Below are 17571 nucleotides of genomic sequence, written 5' to 3'. Positions count from 1 at the left end.
CGTGGTGCGGCGCTGGGCAGCGAGTCCGAACGATGCATTCGCATCGACGGCGTCTAGACTACACCTGTTGCTTTACGGCTGCTGGCGGGAGTCAGCAGGTGCTCAGGATCCGCTCCATCGCATCGTGCTCGGCCGGTGCGACCCAGAGCCGGTACTCGGCCTTCACCGAGACCTGGTGCTCGATGTAGGTGCAGCGGAAGGCCTTGTTCGCAGGCAGCCAGGTCGCGGCGTCGCCGGAGCCCTTCTGCGAGTTCGACCGGCCGTCGACGGCGAACAGGTTCGACGGGTCGTTCGCCAGGGCCTCGCGTTCGGACTGGCTCAGCTGCTGGGCTCCGGTGCGCCACGCGTTCTCGAGCGCGACCACGTGATCGATCTGCACGAGGGTCGAGGTCGTGTTCCCGCGGACGAAGTCGATCGTCGCCCCGGTGTACGGCGAGACGAGTGTGCCGGTCATGACCTTGCACGGCCCCTGCCGCACGATGTCGCTGAGGTCCCTGGCGAGCACGTCGTTCCGGGTGTCGCAGCCGTTGTCGTCGACGTCGATCCAGGCGCTGCCGAACTCGCCGGTGCGGTCGTACCCGGTGCCGGCGGACTTGCCCTTCACGGGCAGCGTGGCGAGCACCGCGCGGGCGTCGGCGGCGTCGGTGTCGGTCGATGTGCTGACGGTCGGATCCGTCGGGGCGGTCGCGTCCGTCGGCCTGGAGGCGCGGCTCGGCTCCGGTGCGTCGCTCTCGGTCCCGACGGTGGCCGTGGCGACTGCCGTGGGCCCGGCAGCCGCGTCGGCGTCCGGACCGATGACGCCGGTGGCGTCGAGTGCGTAGCCACCGACCGCGAGGGCGAGGACGACGAGGACGGAGGTCAGGCTGATGCGGGTACGGCGGCGTCGGCGGGACGTCATGCGGGTGGGACTCCAGTGGTGCGGGGCGGAACGGTGGTGCGGGCGGAACGGCGTGGGTGTCAGGTGAGCAACGAGCGGATGTCGTCGGCGGTCAGGTCGTCGGCGAACAGGGCGTCGTCGTCGATCATCGTGGCGAACAGCTCGGCCTTGCGGGCGGCGAGGGCGAGGACCTTCTCCTCGATGGTGTCCTCGGCGATGAACCGCTGGACGCTCACCGACCGGGTCTGTCCGATGCGGTGGGTGCGGTCGACGGCCTGGGACTCGGCGGCCGGGTTCCACCACGGGTCGAGCACGAACACGGTGTCCGCCTCGGTCAGGGTGAGCCCGAAGCCGCCGGCCTTCAACGAGATGAGGAACGCCGGCGCGGTGCCCTGCCGGAAGCGCTCGATCACCTGCGGGCGCTTGCGCGTGGAGCCGTCGAGGTACTCGTAGCCGATGCCCCGTTCGTCGAGGGCATCGGACACCATCCGGAGGAACGACGTGAACTGGCTGAACACCAGGGCACGACGCCCCTCGGCCGCGAGCTGTTCGAGTTCGTCGAGCAGCAGGTCGAGCTTCGCCGAGGGGATCGGGGCAGCAGGAGCCTCGGCGGGATCGTCGGCGAGCGACGACCCCGACGACACCAGCGCCGGCGACAGCGCGAGCATCCGGAGCAGCGTCAGCGACCGGAAGACGATCATCCGGTTCTTGGACAGGTCGTCGATCAGGTCGAGGACCTTGAGTCGCTCTCGGTTGAGCGTCCGTTCGTACAGGGCCCGGTGCGCGGGGTCGAGCGTGACCCGGACGACCTGTTCCTGCTTCGGCGGCAGGTCGGCGGCGACGGCTTCCTTCGTGCGGCGGAGCATGAGCGGCCGGATCCGGCGGCGGAGCTTCGCGGTGAGTTCCTGCCGGGCCTCGCCACGGAGCTCGGGCGAGGCGAGGGGCTTCACGTAGTCGTCGCCGAACCGTGTCCACGAGGACAACAGACCGGGAGCGACGATGTGGAACAGCGCCCACAGGTCGGTCAGCCCGTTCTCGAGCGGGGTGCCGGTGATCGCGAACTTCACCGGCGCCCGGAGTTCCGACGCCACCCGGTGGGTCTGGGATGCCGGGTTCTTCACGAACTGGGCCTCGTCGAGCACGAGCGCCGACCACGGCAGGTCCGTCCACGCCTGGGCGTCGAGCCGGAGCAGCGCGTACGAGGTCACGACGACGTCGGCCTCGGCAGCGGTGCGGGCCACGAGCCCAGGGTCCTTCAGCGACGTCGAGGTCACGGTCGCCACCCGGATCGACGGAGTGAACTTCGCCGCCTCGGTCGCCCAGTTGCCGACGACGGAGGTCGGTGCGACGACGAGGAACGGCGGCGCCAGGGGCTCGGCGGCGCGACGGGCGGCGATCATCGCGAGGACCTGCAAGGTCTTGCCGAGGCCCATGTCGTCGGCGAGCACCCCGCCGATGCCGTGCGACACCAGGAACGACAGCCACGCGTACCCGGCGTGCTGGTACGGCCGCAGCTCGGCGTGCACGGTGTCCGGCACCGGGACGTCACCCGGGGGAGTCGCCCCCATCAGACCCGCGGTGATCTCCTGCCAGCGCTCGTCGTGCGAGGTCTCGTCGGCGAGCAGGTCGAACTCGGTCCACAACCCGGCCTGCATCGGCGTGACCGCGATCGGCTGGTCGGGCTCCCACTCGTCGAGCTCCCGAGCTTCGTCGATGAGCTCCTTGAGTCGGTCGAACGCGGGATCGGCGAGGGACAGGTACGAGTTGTCGATGAGCTTGAGCCGCCGCTGCCGACCGGCAAGTGCGGTCAACAGCGGCGTGAACGGGATCTGCTTGCCGTTCACGCTGACGATGATGCCGAGGTCGAACCAGTCGTGCTTGTCCGACGGCATCGTCGTGACGCGGATGTGCGGTCGCCCGCTCAACCGCTCGTAGTCGACGCGTTCGCCCTGCACGACGGTGCGGACGCCGAGCGCCGGCAGCTCCGGCAGGAACTCGTTCGCGAACACCGCGACGTCGGCTCCGTCGATGGTGCCGTCCTGGAACCAGTCCAGTCCGCCACCGGGTCCCGCGGGACTGCCGGGAGGCCCGCCCGCGGGCGCGTCGTCGGCCGACGCCGTCGACGTGGCCGGCTCCACGGCCGTGGCCGGGTCGTCGGTGCTGGCTGGATCGTCGGTGCGAGCCGGGTCGTCGGTGCGAGCCGGGTCGTCGGTGCGAGCCGGGTCGTCGGTGCGAGCCGGGTCGTCGGTGCTGGCTGGGTCGTCGGTGCTGGCTGGGTCGTCCGCGGCGCGGAGTCCCGTCAGGTCGGGGAGCGGCCCGTGCAGCGAGACCGGGTCCTTCCGGCCGTCGACGTGCCAGCGCCAGTGCAGGTGCACGCGGTCGTCGGTGCGGGGTGCCCGGGCCGGCTCGAACGTCGCGGTGAGCACGAGTTCGGGCGGGGTGCGCTCCGGCAGCTCGATCGAGCCGTCGGAACTGACGAGTCCGAGCGCACCGCGGAGCCGCGGGGACCAGTCGGCCAGGAACTCGTCGACCTCGGCGTCGGGGACGGTGATGCGGGTGCCCTCGAGGAGCATGCGGCGCTGGTCCTCGGGCACGGGTGCCGGTGTCGGTGCGAAGGCGACCGTGAAGTCGGGGCTCTCGCGGAACACGTAGACGCCGTGGTCGCCGATCATCCGTGCCGCTCCGGGCACCACCGGGCGGCCGTCGAGCACCGCGCTCGCACCGATCACCACGGCGTCGTCGTGCCGGGCGACGTCGAGGAGCACCTGCGCCTGCTCACCGAGGACCACCCCGCCCTCGCGCTTGCCGGTCACGAAGGCGATGTCGAGCGCAGCGGCCTGTCGCAGCAGCGGCCAGAGCAGCGGGCTGCGGAAGTCGTCGAGGTGGATCCAGTCGCTCTCGCCGGGAAGTCCGGCCAGCTGCCCCGCACGGTGCAGGGCCGCGAGCTGCATGAACCAGCCGTGCTGCTCGGTGCCGATGCCGAGCCGGTTCTGCGAGTAGGGGAGCGTGCCCCAGGTCAGCTGCCCGCGCACCCAGTTGCCGGCGGCGCTGCGGCTGACCGGACGCACCCCGAGCCGCACCGTCCGGGACGGCGCGGGCAGGGCACGGCCGGCGGCCCGGGCGCGGGACGCGAGCCCGGCGGGGACCGCGTCACGCAACTCGAACTGCAGACCCATCCGCGTGCCCTGCGGCGCGACCGGCCGCTCGTCGTCACCGGCGAGGCGGGCGAGGTCGTGCCTCCAGTCCGAGGGCGGCGGAGCCGGCGCTTCCGGGCGTGGGCCGGCGTTCGCGGCGAGGGCACGCGCGTTGATGGTGAGGAGTGCGGCGGCGACGTGCTTGCAGTCGCCGCCGAGGGGGCAGGAGCAGGCGCTGCGGACCGGGCGGACGAAGTCGCCGCGGGCCGGGGTGGTGTCGACACTGAGTTCGTACGGGGCGTCGGCGGTACCGGAGACGGTCGCCGTGACGGTGCCGGTGTCGTCGTGCCAGGTGGCGTCGTCGACGAGTCCGGCGCGGACGACGTCGCGTGCGCGGCCGAAGGTCTGCGGCCCGACGAAGCGGATGACGTCGACGGCGTCGATCATCGGGGCTGCTGGCACGGGTCAATCGTGCCAGGTGCCACCGACGCCCGACGCCGCCGGGCTGAACGGCGCACATCCGACAGGGCTACCGTCTGCTGCGGAGCCCGGTGACCGTGCTCCGCTCCCCATCGGATTGGAACACGCTCATGCCGGACCGACTGCGGTGGGTGCACGACTCGGAGGACCACTGGAACGTGTGGCTCGGCTCCGAGGTCGTCTGCGACGTCACCCGTACGGACCAGTTCACCGTGGACTCGCCCGACCACTCGATCAACGGGGCGCACTCGTCGCTCGAGAGCGCGGCCGCGCAGGTGCAGGGCTGGGTGCGCTGGAGCGGCCGCTAGCCGTTCGTCTTCTCGGTGGTGGCGAGCTTGCTGTGCTTCCGTGAGTAGCCGAAGTACACGCCGAGGCCGATCGCGAACCAGACCGCGAACCGCACCCACGTCTCCCACTGCAGGAACGTCACGAGCCACAGCGACGCGATGACGCCGATGATCGGGATCACCGGCATGAACGGCAGCCGGAACTGCCGGTCGAGGTCGGGCTGGCGGTAGCGGAGCACGATCACCGCGGAGCAGACCACCACGAACGCGAGCAGGATCCCGATGTTCGTCAGTTCGGCGACGACCCCGATCGGCAGGACCCCGGCCAGGACCGCCGACGCGATGCCGAGGATCCAGGTGACCCGGGTGGGGACGTGGCGCTTCGGGTCGGTCTTCGCGAACCACTTCGGCATCAGGCCGTCGCGGCTCATCGAGAACCAGACCCGGCTCGCACCGAGCATGAAGGTGACGAGCACCGTGATGATGCCGACGATGGCGCCGATCGCGATGACGTTCGCGACACCGCCGAGCCCGACCGAGGCGAACGCCGACGAGAAGCCCGAGGCCGGGTCGATGTCGGTGTACTTCTGCATGCCCGTCAGCACCAGGGTCGCCAGCACGTAGAGGACCATCGAGATGCCGAGGGACAGCAGGATCGCCTTCGGCATGTGTTTCCGGGCGTCGGTGGACTCCTCGGCCGCGGTGGACATGGCGTCGTAGCCGAACACGGCGAAGAACACCGTCGCGGCACCGGTCATCACGCCGCCGAAGCCGAACGGGAAGTAGGGGGAGTAGTTCGAGCTGTTGATGTGGAACACGCCGAGCACCACGATCAGCACGACGAGCGCGACCTTGATGCCGACGGCGACGAACTCGAACCGGGCGGCGCTCCGGATGCCGCGGGTGAGGACGAACGCGGTGAGCAGGCACAGGATGATCGCGAAGACGTCGATGACGTGGCCGTCGCCGGTGCCGGGCGCACCGAGCATCCACGCGGGCAGGTCGATGCCGAACTGGCCGACCAGGAACCCGACGTAGCCGGAGATGCCGATCGCGACCACCGCCACGATCGCCGTGTACTCGAGCAGCAGGTCCCAGCCGATGAACCAGCCGACGATCTCGCCGAGGACCGCGTAGCCGTACGTGTACGCGCTGCCGGCCTTCGGGATGAGGCCCGCGAACTCGGCGTACGACAGCGCTGCCGCGGCACTGGCGACGCCGGCGACGAGGAAGCTGATGAGCACTGCTGGTCCGGCGACGCCGTTCGCGACCGTGCCGGCGAGGGTGAAGATGCCGGCGCCGATGATGCCGCCGATGCCGATCGCGGTGAGCTGCCACAGGCCGAGGTGTCGTTTCAGGCCGTCCTCGGCCCCGGTCTCGTCATCGATCGTGTCGATGGGCTTCCGTCGGAAGAGGGTGCGTGTCGTCGTCGTCACCCGCCCATGGTGCACCCTGCGGGCGTCCGGCGCGCGCGGCGTGGTGCGGGTGGGCCGCGCGGCGGGTGGGCGGTGGGCCGCGCGGAGTTTCGCGCTCACCGACACTTCACGCGCGCGCCGGCCCGTGAGGTGTCGGTGAGCCCGTGAACTCGGGCGGGCCCGGCGGGCGTCGCGCGGCCCGGCGGGCTCGCGCGGCCCGGCGGGCGTCCGGCGCGCGCGAGTACACAGGGGGCATGCGCCATCCCACTCGGATCGAACCCGGCCCCGGACAGGAGTCCGTCTGGGACTACCCGCGGCCGCCCGCCGTCGAACCCGTCACCGCTCGGGTGGTCGTGCGGCTCGGCGGAGCCGTCGTCGCGGACACCACCGATGCCGTGCGGGTCCTCGAGACGTCGCACCCGCCGGTGTACTACCTGCCGATGGCGGACCTCGAGCTCCGCCCCGCCCAGGGGTCGAGCATGTGCGAGTTCAAGGGCCGAGCGCGCTACTTCGACGTGGTGGGTGGGGACGGTGTCGTGGCCTCCCGGGCTGCGTGGAACTACCCCACGCCCGAACCCGGGTACGAGTCCTTGCGGGACCGGGTCGCGATCTACCCCTCGGCGATGGACTCGTGCGAGGTCGGCGGCGAGGTCGTCCAGGCCCAGGACGGGGACTTCTACGGCGGCTGGATCACGGCGGACGTCGTCGGTCCGTTCAAGGGCGCGGCCGGCACCCTCGGCTGGTGAGGCCGGCGTCCCCGACGCGACCGCGGCCCTGCGGCGCGACCGCCCCGGGGGCGTGAGCGGCGGGGCGGAGGCGAGCCGCGCCTCCAGGCCGGGTGTCCGCGACGGACGTCAGCGGTTCGCGTAGGGCGACCAGAACGGTGGCGGGAACGCGCCGCCGGTGACGATCACCAGCACCTGCCAGACCAGCATGACCAACCCGGCCACGCCGATCACGATGCCGATCCACGCCCAGACCTGCACGCCACGGCGGCGCCGACCGGCGATCGCGATCGCACGCCACCCGCTCAGCACGCACACGATGCCGAACGCCGCTCCGAGCAGGACGTGCCGAACCGTGCCCTGCGCGGGGACGATGATCCCGAGGTAGAACGCGACCGGTCCGAGCAGGACTGCGAACGTCGCTGGAGCTGCCGGTGGTTCGTGGTCCCGAGACGCTGCTCCCATGCGTCTGAATGTACCGAGCATGTCCACGATCCGTGTGACGCGCGCCCGACTGGTCGCACCCGTCGGTGAACGGGCACGATGGGTGCATGCGTTCCTTCCTCCGCGTCCTGCTCGGCCTGGCGCTCGTGTTCGCCGGCACGAGCCACCTCACGTTCGCGCGGAAGGAGTTCACAGCGCAGGTGCCCGACTTCGTCCCGCTGTCCGACGACACCACGGTGCTGGCCTCCGGAGTGGCCGAGATCGGGCTCGGATCGGCGCTCGTCCTCGCGCCGGGGCCGGCACGCCGGTTCGTCGGCAACGTCGCCGCGTTCTTCTTCACCGTGATCTTCCCGGGCAACCTGTCGCAGTGGGTGAACCGCCGCGACGCGTTCGGCCTGGACTCCGACGAGAAGCGCGTCGCACGGCTCTTCGGGCAGCCGCTCCTCATCGCGGCAGCCCTCTGGTCCACGCGCGGCCGGCGGTCCTGATGGACGCGCCCGCCCGGCAGTCCGGTCCGGCCCTCGGGGCCGGTCCGGATCCGCTCGGGTCGGGTCCGGCACGGTTCGGACGGGAGGCCCGCCACCCCCTGGCAGGCCGCCGCCGCGTCGCGGACATGGTCGCCTCCATCGCCCTGCTCGTGTTGTTGACGATCGAAGCGTTGGCAGCGGGGTGGGGCATCAAGCTGATGTCGTTGGCGTTCATGTCGTGTGCGGCACCGGGGAACACGTGCAACGTCGGGCTCGGTGACTCGGCCGTCACCGTGGGGCCGATCTTGGTTGCAGTGGTGCTCGTCGCCTCGATCGTGGTGTGCGTGCTGCGGCTCGTGCGGCGCCGGCTGGCCTGGCCGTTCGTGCTGGTCGGGATGGCGGCCGTGGTGGCGGTGTTCTTCGGGGCGCTGCTGCTCGTCGACAGTTCGGTGACGCACGGGATCTGAGGGGTTCTTCCGGGGTGTTGGTCCTCGGTGGGGTCGTTCCTGGGCTCGTTCCCGGGGTCGTTCCCGGGGTCGTTCCTGGGCTCGTTCCTGGGCTCGTTCCTCCACAGGGGGCGGTTCGGGGGCATGCGGTCCACAGATGCGGTCCGGTCGGCTGAGGGGCCCGTCTTCGTCGTCAGGCTTGGGGCATGCCAGACACCGACATGCTCGACCGCCTCATCCGCACGCCCGTCCGCACCGACGACGACGTCGTCCAACTCGTCTCCGCCGTCGTGGGGGATCCCCTGCGACGGCAGTGCTGGGTGCTGTTCCTCGACGACCGCAGCGTCCCGATCCCGTTCCTGTTGCCCATCTCCGAGTTGCCGTCGCACCCGGACGAACACGTCGACGACCTCGGATCGCTCGTCGCCGACATCGTGGAGCAGCTCGCGGCGGTCGACGTCGTGCTGGTCTGGGAGCGCCCGGACGACTCGATGCTCCAGCCCGTCGACTGGGAGTGGGTCGACGCGTGCGCCTGCGCCTTCGACGAACACCGGGTGCGGCTGCGCGCCCAGGTCCTCGTGCACCGCGGGGGTGCCTCGATCGTCGAGCTGGACGAAGACGAACTGGCCGAGGCGTCGTGAGCGCCAGGGTCGTGAGTGCCCGGGTCGTGAGCGCCCGCGTCGTGGGCGGTTGCTCAGTCCTGGGGAGCGGTGTCCGGGACGGTCTCGCCGGTGAGGCCCTCGACGACCGCCTTCGCCGCCGGCCACGACTTCGCGTAGTGCTCGGGGTCCGAGTTGACCTGCACCGCGTGCGCCATCTGCGTCGGGGTCATCGTCTTCCACCCGGGGACCTTGACGAGCTTCGCGTAGAACTTCGACGCGGCGGTGTACGGGTCCATCCGCTGCTCGTACGTGCCCCACGCGCCGTTGTCCCGCTGTTGGAAAAGTCCGCGGCTGTCCGGGCCGGCGGCGTCCCCGTGGTCGAGGTTCACCAGGCTGGACTCCCCGATCGCGGTCATCACCCCGACGGCCTGGGTGTGCGGTCCGATGCCGAGGTCCTCTGCGGCCTCGATCACGGACGCGGCGTTCACCAGGCGGTCCTGGCAGAAGCCGGCGATCGGGCCAGCGGGGACGACGAGCCCGCCGACGGTCTTCGATGCGACGTTCGGGCAGGTCGGGGCGGCCTCGGTGGCGCTGGAGCGTGCGATGCCGGCGAGTGAGTTCACCGCGATGACGACGAGCACGACGACGCCGATGCCCACGGCCACGATGCCGGCACCGAACACCGACGCCAGGGTGATGCCGACACGGCGCATGACGGGACCTCTCGACGGGCGGGGGCGGGGCGGGCGGAGCACGACGAGCGTACGGTCGCCGCCTGGGAACCGCACCCGCCCGATCGGGGGCCGCCTGGGAGCCGCACCCGCCCGATCGGGGGCCGCCTGGGGACCGCACCCGCCCGATCGGGGGCCGCCGTGACGAACTGACGGTCCTGGTGCACCGAACGCGGGCGTCGTGCACCAGGACCGTCAGCAGCGTCGTCAGCGTCGTCCGGGTGTCAGCGTCGTCCGCGCGTCAGCGTCAGCGTCGGCGTCGGCGCGACCGGCTCCGACCCCATCCGCCGGCGGACAGGGAGACGAGCGCGATGGCCGCGATGACGATCGTCCAGATGACGGCGGTCGCGTCCATCAGACGTCGCGGTGGTCGTGCGGCGGCTGCTGGACCTTGGTGGGCTCCGTCACGAGTCCGGTCGGGGCCTTCTCCGCCTGCTTCCGGCCGTGGGTGAACCACGTCAGGATCCAGAGCAGCACACCCAGGGCGAGCAGCGCGCCGGCGATCTGGTACTGCTGCGGGTCACGCCCGGACGAGAACGGCAGCACCAGCCACAGGCAGGTGACGACACCGATCACCGGGATGATCACGCCGGCACGGAAGTGCTTGTGGTCGACCTTGTCGCGCCGGAGCACCAGCACCGTGACGTTCACGATCGCGAACACCGACAGCAGCAGGAGCGAGGTGGTGCCACCGAGGACCACGACGATGGGGGAGTCCGGGTCGAGCGAGACCCACCCGATCAGCAGGAGCGAGATCAGCGTGGTGAAGACGATCGCGGTCGACGGGGTGCGGCGGGCGGGGGAGATGCGGGACAGGAACCCGGGCAGGACGCCCTGCTTGCTCATGCCGTAGAGCAGTCGTGACGCCATCATCATGTTGATCAGGGCGGTGTTGGCGACGGCGAACATCGAGATGAACGGCAGCAGGTCGGCGATCGGGAAGTCCGGTGCTGCGGTCTGCACGACGGTCACGAGCGGGGTCTCGTTGCCGGCGAGCTGCCCGATCGGCACCACGGCGACGGCGCAGATCGACACGAGCACGTAGATCACCGCGGTGATGCCGAGGCCGGTGAGCATGACCTTCGGGAAGATGCGCGAGGGGTCCTTCGTCTCCTCGGCCATGTTCACCGAGTCCTCGAAGCCGACCATCGCGAAGAACGCCAACGACGTCGCGGTGGAGATCGACAGCAGCAGGGTCTTGTCCTCCGGCGTCTCGAACATGACCACGCGGGAGAAGTCCGCGTTGCCGCCCGCGATCGCCCAGAAGCCGATCAGGATGACCATCACGAGGCCGGACAGCTCGACCAGGGTCAGCACGACGTTCGTCTTCACGCTCTCGCTGACGCCACGGAAGTTGATGGCCATCACGGCGAGCATGAAGCCCATCGCGATGAGCATCACGACGCCGTTCGGCAACTCCAGCCCGAAGCCGGCGCCGAGGTTCGCCGCGAACGCCCGGGAAGCCGTCGACGCCGACGTGATCCCGGAGCACATCACGATGAAGGTGACGATGAAGGTGAGGAAGTGGATGCCGAAGGCCTTGTGCACGTAGAGCGCGGCACCGGCGGTCTGCGGGTACTTCGTGACGAGTTCGAGGTACGAGAACGCGGTGAGGAGCGCGACCGCGAAGGCGATGAGGAAGGGGAGCCACGCTGCTCCACCGACCTCTGCCGCGACCTGACCGGTGAGCGCGTAGACACCCGTACCGAGGATGTCGCCGACGATGAACAGCAGCAGGAGCTTGGGACCGATGACCCGGCGGAGCTCGGTCTGCTCCTGCTGTGGGCGGTCCGTGTTGGTTGTGGCCATGCATCACCCTCTTCCGGGGGACATCACTCTGTCCGGTTTCACAGGAAGCTCCCCGCAGATCGCAACACGCTCGTGCCCTGCCGGATACGCTCCGGGCCATGGACCACGAGTCGAACACCACCGAGGAACCCGTCGAGTTCGCGGACTTCAACGCGAAGCTCCTCGTGCTCGACGTCCTCTGCTACGACCTCGACGTGCTCGACCCGTACAACCCCGAGGCGGAAGAGGAGACCGACGAGGACCTCGACGTCGACGGGCTGGACGACCGGGCCCGCGAGTACTACGACGACCTCGAGCTGCTGCCGTCGCAGCTCTCCCTGGTCACCGAACTGACCGTCGACTCCGACCTCGAGGTGCTGCAGGACGTGCACCCCGGCTGGGACGGCTCCGACGACCGCTTCGACCCGCAGAACTGGGACGACCTCCTCGAACTGCCGGAGCTCAGGACCGTGTTCGCCGCGGCACCGCTGCCCGCGTACGTGTCCGAGCGGCTCGCCGAGAAGGGCGTCGAGGTCCGCTCAGCCTGACGGGCGTTCCCGTGACAGCGCCTGCAGCTGCTCGGTGAACTGCTTCGCGCCGCCCTGCGCCGGGTGCCGGACCGCGACGGCGTCGATGCCGGCGAGGGCGAGTGCTCCCTGTGCCTTCCGGCCGACGGCCACGACCCGGACACGATCGACCCCGCCGAGTGCGTCGAGCAGTGCGAGTGCGACCGGTGCTCCCGAGCGGACCTCGGCGGGACGAGGCGTCCGGTTCGTCAGCCGGTCGGGCGCGACGAACGGGTGGTGCGGGAAGATCGCCCAGGCGACGGGGAGCGGACCGGTCCAGCCCTCGAGCGCCTGGTGCACGACACGCGACGACGCTTCCCAGGGTGCCGTCGGCGCTGACGGCACGAGGTACTCATCGCCAGCGCGTTCCGCATCGAGCTCGCGCATGCTCGTGAACGGGATGCCCGTGTTCGTCATGCCGCGCCAGCCGGGGGCCTCGGCGACGAGCAGTGTGTCCGCCGCCGGCCTGAGCCGTTCCAGGTACCGGGAGAAGTTCTCGCGTCGCAGCCGACCCTCTACGGACCCGACGTCGTAGAGCGCCTCGGCGTCGGGCTCCACCGGCACGGCGTCGAGCGACGCCCAGAACGCCTCGAACCCGCTCACGCGCGCCGCTCCGAGCCTGCGGTGTGCGAGGTTCCGGTCACGGTGCGAGCCTCGCGCCGTCCCACAGTGTGCGGAACCTCGCACACTGCACTACCGACACCGACACCGACACCGACACCGCCGCCACCCCCGCTCACGCGCGCCCGAGCACCCGGCGGTACACGTCCTCGAGCCCGGCGGCGGAACGCTCCCAGCTCAGGCGCTCGGCGTGCTCACGGCCCGCCGATGCCAGCCCGGCCGCGTACCCGGAGTCCGTCAGGATCCGTTCGATCTCCGCAGCCCACACCGCGGGGTCGCGGGACTCCAGCACGACGCCGGTCTCCCCGTCGACCACGGCCTCGCGGAGGCCCCCGGCCGCGGCGGCCACGACCGGCACCCCGGAAGCGGAGCCCTCGAGCGCGACGAGGCCGTACGTCTCGGAGTGCGACGGCACGAGCACGGCTGCCGCGCCACGGAACAGGAACGCCAGGTCGGCCCGTGACTGCGGACCGATGAAGGTGACGCGGTCGGCGATGCCGTGCGCGGCCGCGAGCCGGCGCAGTTCGTCCACGTAGTCACCTGCCTCACTCGAGGCGTCACCCGCGATGACCAACGTGGGGCGGGCCTCCAGGCTGATGCCGGCGATCGCCTCGATCGCCAGGTCGAGCCCCTTCAACGGCTGTACGCGTGCCGCTGCGACGACGTAGGGTTCGGCGGCGCGACGCGCGCCCGCGCCTGCCGGTCGGAACACCGAACCGTCGACGCCCGGCGGGACGATCCACACGCGGGAGTCGGCGCCGCCGAGCCGGGTGCGGACGGTGGTCGCCTCGGCCTCGGACACCACGACGACGGCGTCCGACTCCCGTGCCAGGACCTGCTCGCCCGCGATCCGTCCCGCGGACTCGGGGCGCTCACCCTCGGACAACGGCGTCTCGGGGTCGGCGGCGATGGAGTGGAAGGACTGCACGTGGGGGATCCCGCGCTCCCGGGCGACGGGGAGCGCCGCCGCGCCGGAGAACCAGTGGTGCGAGTGCAGTACGTCGAACGGCCCGAGCTGTTCGAGCTCGTGGCGGAACGGCTCGATGAACGCGTCGTGCTCGCCCTTCGGAACCGGCTCAGCTGGCCCGGCGGACAGGAACCTCAGGCACACGCCCGGCACGAGCGACACCGAGTCCGGCTGCGTCGGCGCTGAGCGGCGCGTGATGATGTCGACGTGGTGGCCGCGGTCGGCCAGCGCCTCGGCCTGGTGGCGGACGACGACGTTCATGCCGCCGACCTCGCCCGATCCGGGTTCGTCGCCGGGGGAGGTGTGCAGCGACACCAACCCGATGTGCAGGGGTTCGGTGGTGGTGCTCACCGGTCAACCCTAGCCGCGCGGACCCCGCTGCGACGGGCGCGCGGGCGCCACCACGACGGGCTGGCGGCCCGCCTCGTCCATCGGGTCCGCCTGGAGGCTGGGCCCACGCCGCCGGTTCCCGGGCGACGCGCCAGCGGCGTCCGGGCCGTGCCGGTGGGGACGATCACCTCCCAGGATCTGCACGCGCTGGTCGCCGTGTCGCTCCCAGAACGCGGCCGTCCAGGCGCACAGGGCGCCGTCGAGCAGGTCCTCCCGGTGCTTGTGCGTGGGTCCGTGCAGCACCGACGGGTCGGCCAGCCGCTGCGTCAGCGGGTGCGAGTCGAGCTGCATCGGCGGGTCGAGCGGGGTCTCCCGCAGCCGCCGGACCAGTTCGTCGAAGGCCTCCGCGCGGCGGGCACGGGCGACCCCGGCGGGAACGGTGGGGTCGAGTCGCTTGTACCGGGGACGTTCGACGTCGTAGCCGAGCTCCTCGACGCCGACGAGGGTCGTGTACGGGTAGCACTCGAACATCGCCGGACCGCTCCGCTCACGCATCGCGTCGGTGCTCGAGACGTACTCCACGCCGAGCTCGGTCAGCCGGTCGAGCAGCCGGGCGCCGGCGCTCGCCGCAGAGGCCAGGTTCGTCGGGTTCGCGGCGACCTTCCACCGGCCGTAGCGCTGTCCGACCTGCCGTTCGGCCTCGCGGATGCCGGTGGGGTTCGTCACGACGAGCGAGGCGTCGACGGCGATCAGCGAGCGTGGCCCGAGGTGCGCGGCGACCCAGGCGGTGACCGCATCGACTCCGCGGGCCCAGCCGGCATCGGTTATCGTGCCGGCGGGATCCATCGCGACGAGTCCTGTCTCGTTCGGTGCGCGGTCCGGGGTGCCGAGTCCCCACGCCAGGTCGACTCCGAGGTACGCGCTCACCCACCCATCGTGCACCGTGTACGGTCCGGGGCATGGCGAGCGAAGCGACGACGCTGACGGTGCCCGGGCCGGACGGCGACCGGGAGGTCCGGATCAGCAGTCCCTCGCGGGTGCTCTGGCCCGAGGCCGGGATCACCAAGCTCGACCTCGCCGAGTACCTCGTGATCGTGGGCGACGCCTTCGTCCGGGCGAACGGCGACCGACCGATCTCGCTGCAGCGGTTCCCCGGCGGCGTCGACGGCGAGCAGTTCTTCTCGAAGAACCCGCCGAAGGGTGCCCCGGACTACGTGCGGTCCGTCGCGGTGACCTACCCGAGTGCCCGGTCGCACCCGCAGCTCGTGATCGACGAGCCGGCCGTGGCGGTCTGGGCAGCGCAGATGAACACCGTGGTCTTCCACCCGTGGGCCTCCCGCGCCGAGGACAGCGACCACCCGGACCAGCTGCGGATCGACCTCGACCCGCAGCCCGGCACCGACTTCGACGACACGGTGCCGGTCGCGCAGGAGCTCCGGAAGGTGCTCGACGAGGTCGGTCTGACGACGTGGATCAAGACGAGCGGCAACCGTGGACTGCACGTCTTCGCACCGATCCGCGCCGAGTACGAGTTCCTCGACGTCCGGCACGCCGTGATCGCCGCCGCGCGGGAACTCGAACGGCGGATGCCCGACCGGGTGACGACGGCGTGGTGGAAGGAGGAACGCGGGCAGCGGGTCTTCGTCGACTTCAACCAGGCGAACCGCGACCGCACGATGGCCGGTGCCTACAGCCCGCGGGCCCTTGCGCACGCTTCGGTGTCGACACCGATCACGTGGGAGGAACTGCCCACCGCGGACCCGACGACGTTCACGATCCGGACGGTCCCGGAGCGCCTCGCGACCACCGGCGACCCGTGGGAGGCCATGCACGACGCACCCGCGAGCATCGCACCCCTGCTCGAGTGGTGGGACCGGGACCTGGCGAACGGCGAGGGGGAGCTGCCGTTCCCGCCGGACTTCCCGAAGATGCCGGGGGAGCCGCCGCGCGTCCAACCGTCCCGCGCGAAGAAGACGAGCTGACAGCCCGCGTCAGGCGGAGTGGCTGCTGTCCCGCTGCCGGTCGGGGTCCTCGACGCGGGTGGTGTGCATCGGCAGGCCGACGCTCGCGGTGTGCAGGCGGGTGAGTCGCGACCAGGTGCCGCGGTGCGCGTCGCTGATGCCGTCGACGATCACGAGCCGAGCCCGATCGTGACGAGTGCGAGTGCGGTGGCGGTGACGCCGGCGATGGCACTGACGACCGCGCTGAGCTGCAGGGTGCGCTGGCGGCGTGCCTCGCGGATCTCCGAGAAGGGGTTCCGCTGCGAGTGGCGGAGAAGCGTGCTGGTGCTCATGTCGATCCGCTCCGATCCGTTGGGGCGTCCGGGCCGGACGCCGTCGTGCTGCTGGACACCATCGTGACACCGTTTCGCTAGTTCGGCTAACTACTTTCACAACCGAGCGAAAAACGGACAACCAAGCGGACAACGAAGCGGACAACGACACCCGTCAGGACAGGACGTCCCGCAGGTCGTACGCCGAGGGCACCTCGAGCTGGTCGAACCCGCACGACTCCGCGTCGCGGTCCGGCCGCCACCGCTCGAGCTGCACGGTGTGCCGGAACCGGTCGCCCTCCATCTGGTCGTACCGGACCTCGAGCACGCGTTCCGGCGCCAGCCGGACGAACGACGTGTCGCGACCCGACGAGAAACGCGACCGTTCCCCGTCGCCGGTGACGGGCCTCCCGTCCGCATCGCGGAGCACGACGGGCTCGAGCTCGTCGACCAACTGCAGCCGACGCTTGTCGGAGAAGGCGGACACGCCGCCCACCTGACGGAGCTCGCCGTCGTCCCCGTACAAACCGACGAGCAGCGACCCGACCCCGGATCCGCTCTTGTGCACCCGGTACCCGATGGCGACGACGTCCGCGGTGCGGTGGTGCTTCACCTTGAGCATCGTGCGCTTGCCCGGCTCGTACGCCTTGGTCCGGGGCTTCGCGACCACCCCGTCCAGGCCAGCGCCCTCGAACGTCGTCAGCCACTCGCGGGCCAGGTCGACGTCGAGCGTGGTGCGGGACACGAAGAGGGGGTCGGACATGTCGCTCGCCAACGACTCCAGGCGGTCGCGTCGCTCGTCGAACGGCAGGTCGACCAGTTCCTCGCCGTCCACGGCGAGCAGGTCGAACGCGACGAACTGCGCGGGCGTCTCGGCGCTGAGCTTCGCGATCCGCGAGGCCGCCGGGTGGATGCGCTGCGACAGCGATTCCCAGTCGAGACGTTCGGCGCCCTGGTCGCCGGAGCGCAGGATCACCTCGCCGTCCAGGACCACCGGGTGGTCTCGGCCGCCGAACTGGGCGCGGAAGGCCTCGACGAGCTCGGGGAAGTAGCGCGTGAGGGGCTTCGCGCCGCGGCTGCCGATCTCGACGTCGTCCCCGTCGATCGTGACGACCCCGCGGAAGCCGTCCCACTTCGGTTCGTACCGCAGGCCGCCCTTCACGCTGTCGGGTTCCGGGACGTCGGCGACGGCCTTGGCGAGCATCGGTGCGATCTCCATGCGTCCTGTCTACTCGGGGCGGCCGCGGGGCCGCGCTGCGCGCTGCGCGCTGCTGTGCGCTGCGCTCTTCGCTGCGCGCTGCGCTTCGTGAGCAGCAATGGTCGGGTCCGGCGCGACGACTCGACATCTTCTGCTCACCATGAGCAGCCTGGAGGCACGGATCACCTCGGGCGGTCCCGGGCGCGTCAGTAGGGTGGTCG

19 protein-coding genes are annotated in these 17571 nt (G+C 71.1%); 7 read left to right on the top strand and 12 right to left on the bottom strand.

Annotated elements, in window-relative coordinates; genetic code table 11:
* Window positions 1-91: 91 nt before the first annotated feature.
* Together EDF19_RS15120 and EDF19_RS15115 are read right to left on the bottom strand one after the other, a co-directional pair.
* On the bottom strand, window positions 92-898 hold the full coding sequence (locus EDF19_RS15120) for an HNH endonuclease family protein (RefSeq protein WP_123681681.1): 807 nt from the start codon (window positions 896-898) through the stop codon (window positions 92-94).
* 59 nt (window positions 899-957) lie between these two features.
* Window positions 958-4473, bottom strand: a complete 3516-nt coding sequence (locus EDF19_RS15115; protein WP_148071110.1) for a DEAD/DEAH box helicase — start codon at window positions 4471-4473, stop codon at window positions 958-960.
* A 128-nt stretch (window positions 4474-4601) separates the two neighbouring features.
* Between EDF19_RS15115 and EDF19_RS15110 the strand changes: the two genes are divergently transcribed.
* Entirely contained in the window at window positions 4602-4799 is a 198-nt protein-coding gene (locus EDF19_RS15110) for a hypothetical protein (RefSeq protein ID WP_123681679.1), read from the top strand.
* On the opposite strand, the gene EDF19_RS15105 is transcribed toward EDF19_RS15110, so the two are convergent.
* Entirely contained in the window at window positions 4796-6214 is a 1419-nt protein-coding gene (locus EDF19_RS15105) for an amino acid permease (RefSeq protein ID WP_123681678.1), read from the bottom strand. The genes EDF19_RS15110 and EDF19_RS15105 overlap by 4 nt on opposite strands.
* A 233-nt stretch (window positions 6215-6447) precedes the next feature.
* Between EDF19_RS15105 and EDF19_RS15100 the strand changes: the two genes are divergently transcribed.
* Window positions 6448-6939 (top strand): DUF427 domain-containing protein, encoded by a 492-nt coding sequence (locus EDF19_RS15100; RefSeq protein WP_123681677.1) that lies wholly within the window; start codon window positions 6448-6450, stop codon window positions 6937-6939.
* Window positions 6940-7047: 108 nt separating this feature from the next.
* On the opposite strand, the gene EDF19_RS15095 is transcribed toward EDF19_RS15100, so the two are convergent.
* A complete protein-coding gene (locus EDF19_RS15095; protein ID WP_123681676.1) occupies window positions 7048-7383 on the bottom strand; it encodes a hypothetical protein in 336 nt (111 codons plus the stop codon).
* A gap of 86 nt (window positions 7384-7469) precedes the next feature.
* On the opposite strand from EDF19_RS15095, the gene EDF19_RS15090 reads away from it, so the two are divergent.
* The 3 genes from EDF19_RS15090 to EDF19_RS15080 all read left to right on the top strand — a co-directional run bounded on the left by EDF19_RS15090 (window position 7470) and on the right by EDF19_RS15080 (window position 8916).
* Complete coding sequence (locus EDF19_RS15090) at window positions 7470-7850, top strand: hypothetical protein (protein ID WP_123681675.1); 381 nt, start codon at window positions 7470-7472, stop codon at window positions 7848-7850.
* Window positions 7823-8296 carry a DUF6264 family protein gene (locus tag EDF19_RS15085; protein WP_395860450.1) on the top strand — a complete coding sequence of 158 codons (474 nt, stop codon included), beginning with the start codon at window positions 7823-7825 and terminating at the stop codon, window positions 8294-8296. The genes EDF19_RS15090 and EDF19_RS15085 overlap by 28 nt, the downstream gene beginning before the upstream one ends.
* A gap of 185 nt (window positions 8297-8481) precedes the next feature.
* Complete coding sequence (locus EDF19_RS15080; protein ID WP_123681673.1) at window positions 8482-8916, top strand: hypothetical protein; 435 nt, start codon at window positions 8482-8484, stop codon at window positions 8914-8916.
* A 53-nt stretch (window positions 8917-8969) separates the two neighbouring features.
* Here EDF19_RS15080 and EDF19_RS15075 read toward each other — a convergent pair whose 3' ends face one another.
* Together EDF19_RS15075 and EDF19_RS15070 are read right to left on the bottom strand one after the other, a co-directional pair.
* Window positions 8970-9590: a hypothetical protein gene (locus EDF19_RS15075; protein ID WP_123681672.1), complete on the bottom strand. Its 621-nt coding sequence runs from the start codon at window positions 9588-9590 to the stop codon at window positions 8970-8972.
* 372 nt (window positions 9591-9962) lie between these two features.
* On the bottom strand, window positions 9963-11417 hold the full coding sequence (locus EDF19_RS15070; protein ID WP_123681671.1) for an APC family permease: 1455 nt from the start codon (window positions 11415-11417) through the stop codon (window positions 9963-9965).
* 98 nt (window positions 11418-11515) lie between these two features.
* Between EDF19_RS15070 and EDF19_RS15065 the strand changes: the two genes are divergently transcribed.
* Complete coding sequence (locus EDF19_RS15065) at window positions 11516-11944, top strand: DUF6892 domain-containing protein (RefSeq protein ID WP_123681670.1); 429 nt, start codon at window positions 11516-11518, stop codon at window positions 11942-11944.
* On the opposite strand, the gene EDF19_RS15060 is transcribed toward EDF19_RS15065, so the two are convergent.
* The 3 genes from EDF19_RS15060 to EDF19_RS15050 form a co-directional block, all read right to left on the bottom strand.
* On the bottom strand, window positions 11936-12565 hold the full coding sequence (locus EDF19_RS15060; protein ID WP_123681669.1) for a uracil-DNA glycosylase: 630 nt from the start codon (window positions 12563-12565) through the stop codon (window positions 11936-11938). The two genes, EDF19_RS15065 and EDF19_RS15060, sit on opposite strands and share 9 nt — an antisense overlap.
* A 133-nt stretch (window positions 12566-12698) precedes the next feature.
* Window positions 12699-13901 (bottom strand): glycosyltransferase, encoded by a 1203-nt coding sequence (locus EDF19_RS15055; RefSeq protein ID WP_123681668.1) that lies wholly within the window; start codon window positions 13899-13901, stop codon window positions 12699-12701.
* Between the two features lie 9 nt (window positions 13902-13910).
* Complete coding sequence (locus tag EDF19_RS15050) at window positions 13911-14807, bottom strand: DUF429 domain-containing protein (protein ID WP_123681667.1); 897 nt, start codon at window positions 14805-14807, stop codon at window positions 13911-13913.
* A 32-nt stretch (window positions 14808-14839) separates the two neighbouring features.
* Here EDF19_RS15050 and ligD point away from each other — a divergent pair, with 32 nt between their 5' ends.
* On the top strand, window positions 14840-15862 hold the full coding sequence (ligD, locus tag EDF19_RS15045; protein WP_123681666.1) for a non-homologous end-joining DNA ligase: 1023 nt from the start codon (window positions 14840-14842) through the stop codon (window positions 15860-15862).
* Window positions 15863-15871: 9 nt separating this feature from the next.
* Here the strand turns inward: ligD and EDF19_RS19235 are convergent, their stop codons facing one another.
* From EDF19_RS19235 to EDF19_RS15040, 3 genes are all read right to left on the bottom strand, one after another.
* A complete protein-coding gene (locus tag EDF19_RS19235; RefSeq protein ID WP_185022881.1) occupies window positions 15872-16015 on the bottom strand; it encodes a hypothetical protein in 144 nt (47 codons plus the stop codon).
* A complete protein-coding gene (locus tag EDF19_RS19230; protein ID WP_185022880.1) occupies window positions 16012-16173 on the bottom strand; it encodes a hypothetical protein in 162 nt (53 codons plus the stop codon). The genes EDF19_RS19235 and EDF19_RS19230 overlap by 4 nt, the downstream gene beginning before the upstream one ends.
* A gap of 154 nt (window positions 16174-16327) precedes the next feature.
* On the bottom strand, window positions 16328-17371 hold the full coding sequence (locus tag EDF19_RS15040) for an ATP-dependent DNA ligase (RefSeq protein ID WP_123681665.1): 1044 nt from the start codon (window positions 17369-17371) through the stop codon (window positions 16328-16330).
* Window positions 17372-17571: the final 200 nt, after the last annotated feature.

The organism is Curtobacterium sp. PhB115, assembly GCF_003752025.1.
Taxonomy (GTDB): Bacteria; Actinomycetota; Actinomycetes; order Actinomycetales; family Microbacteriaceae; genus Curtobacterium.
The sequence above is the reverse complement of the archived record's forward strand: the minus strand, read 5'-3'. Positions and strand labels throughout refer to the sequence as shown.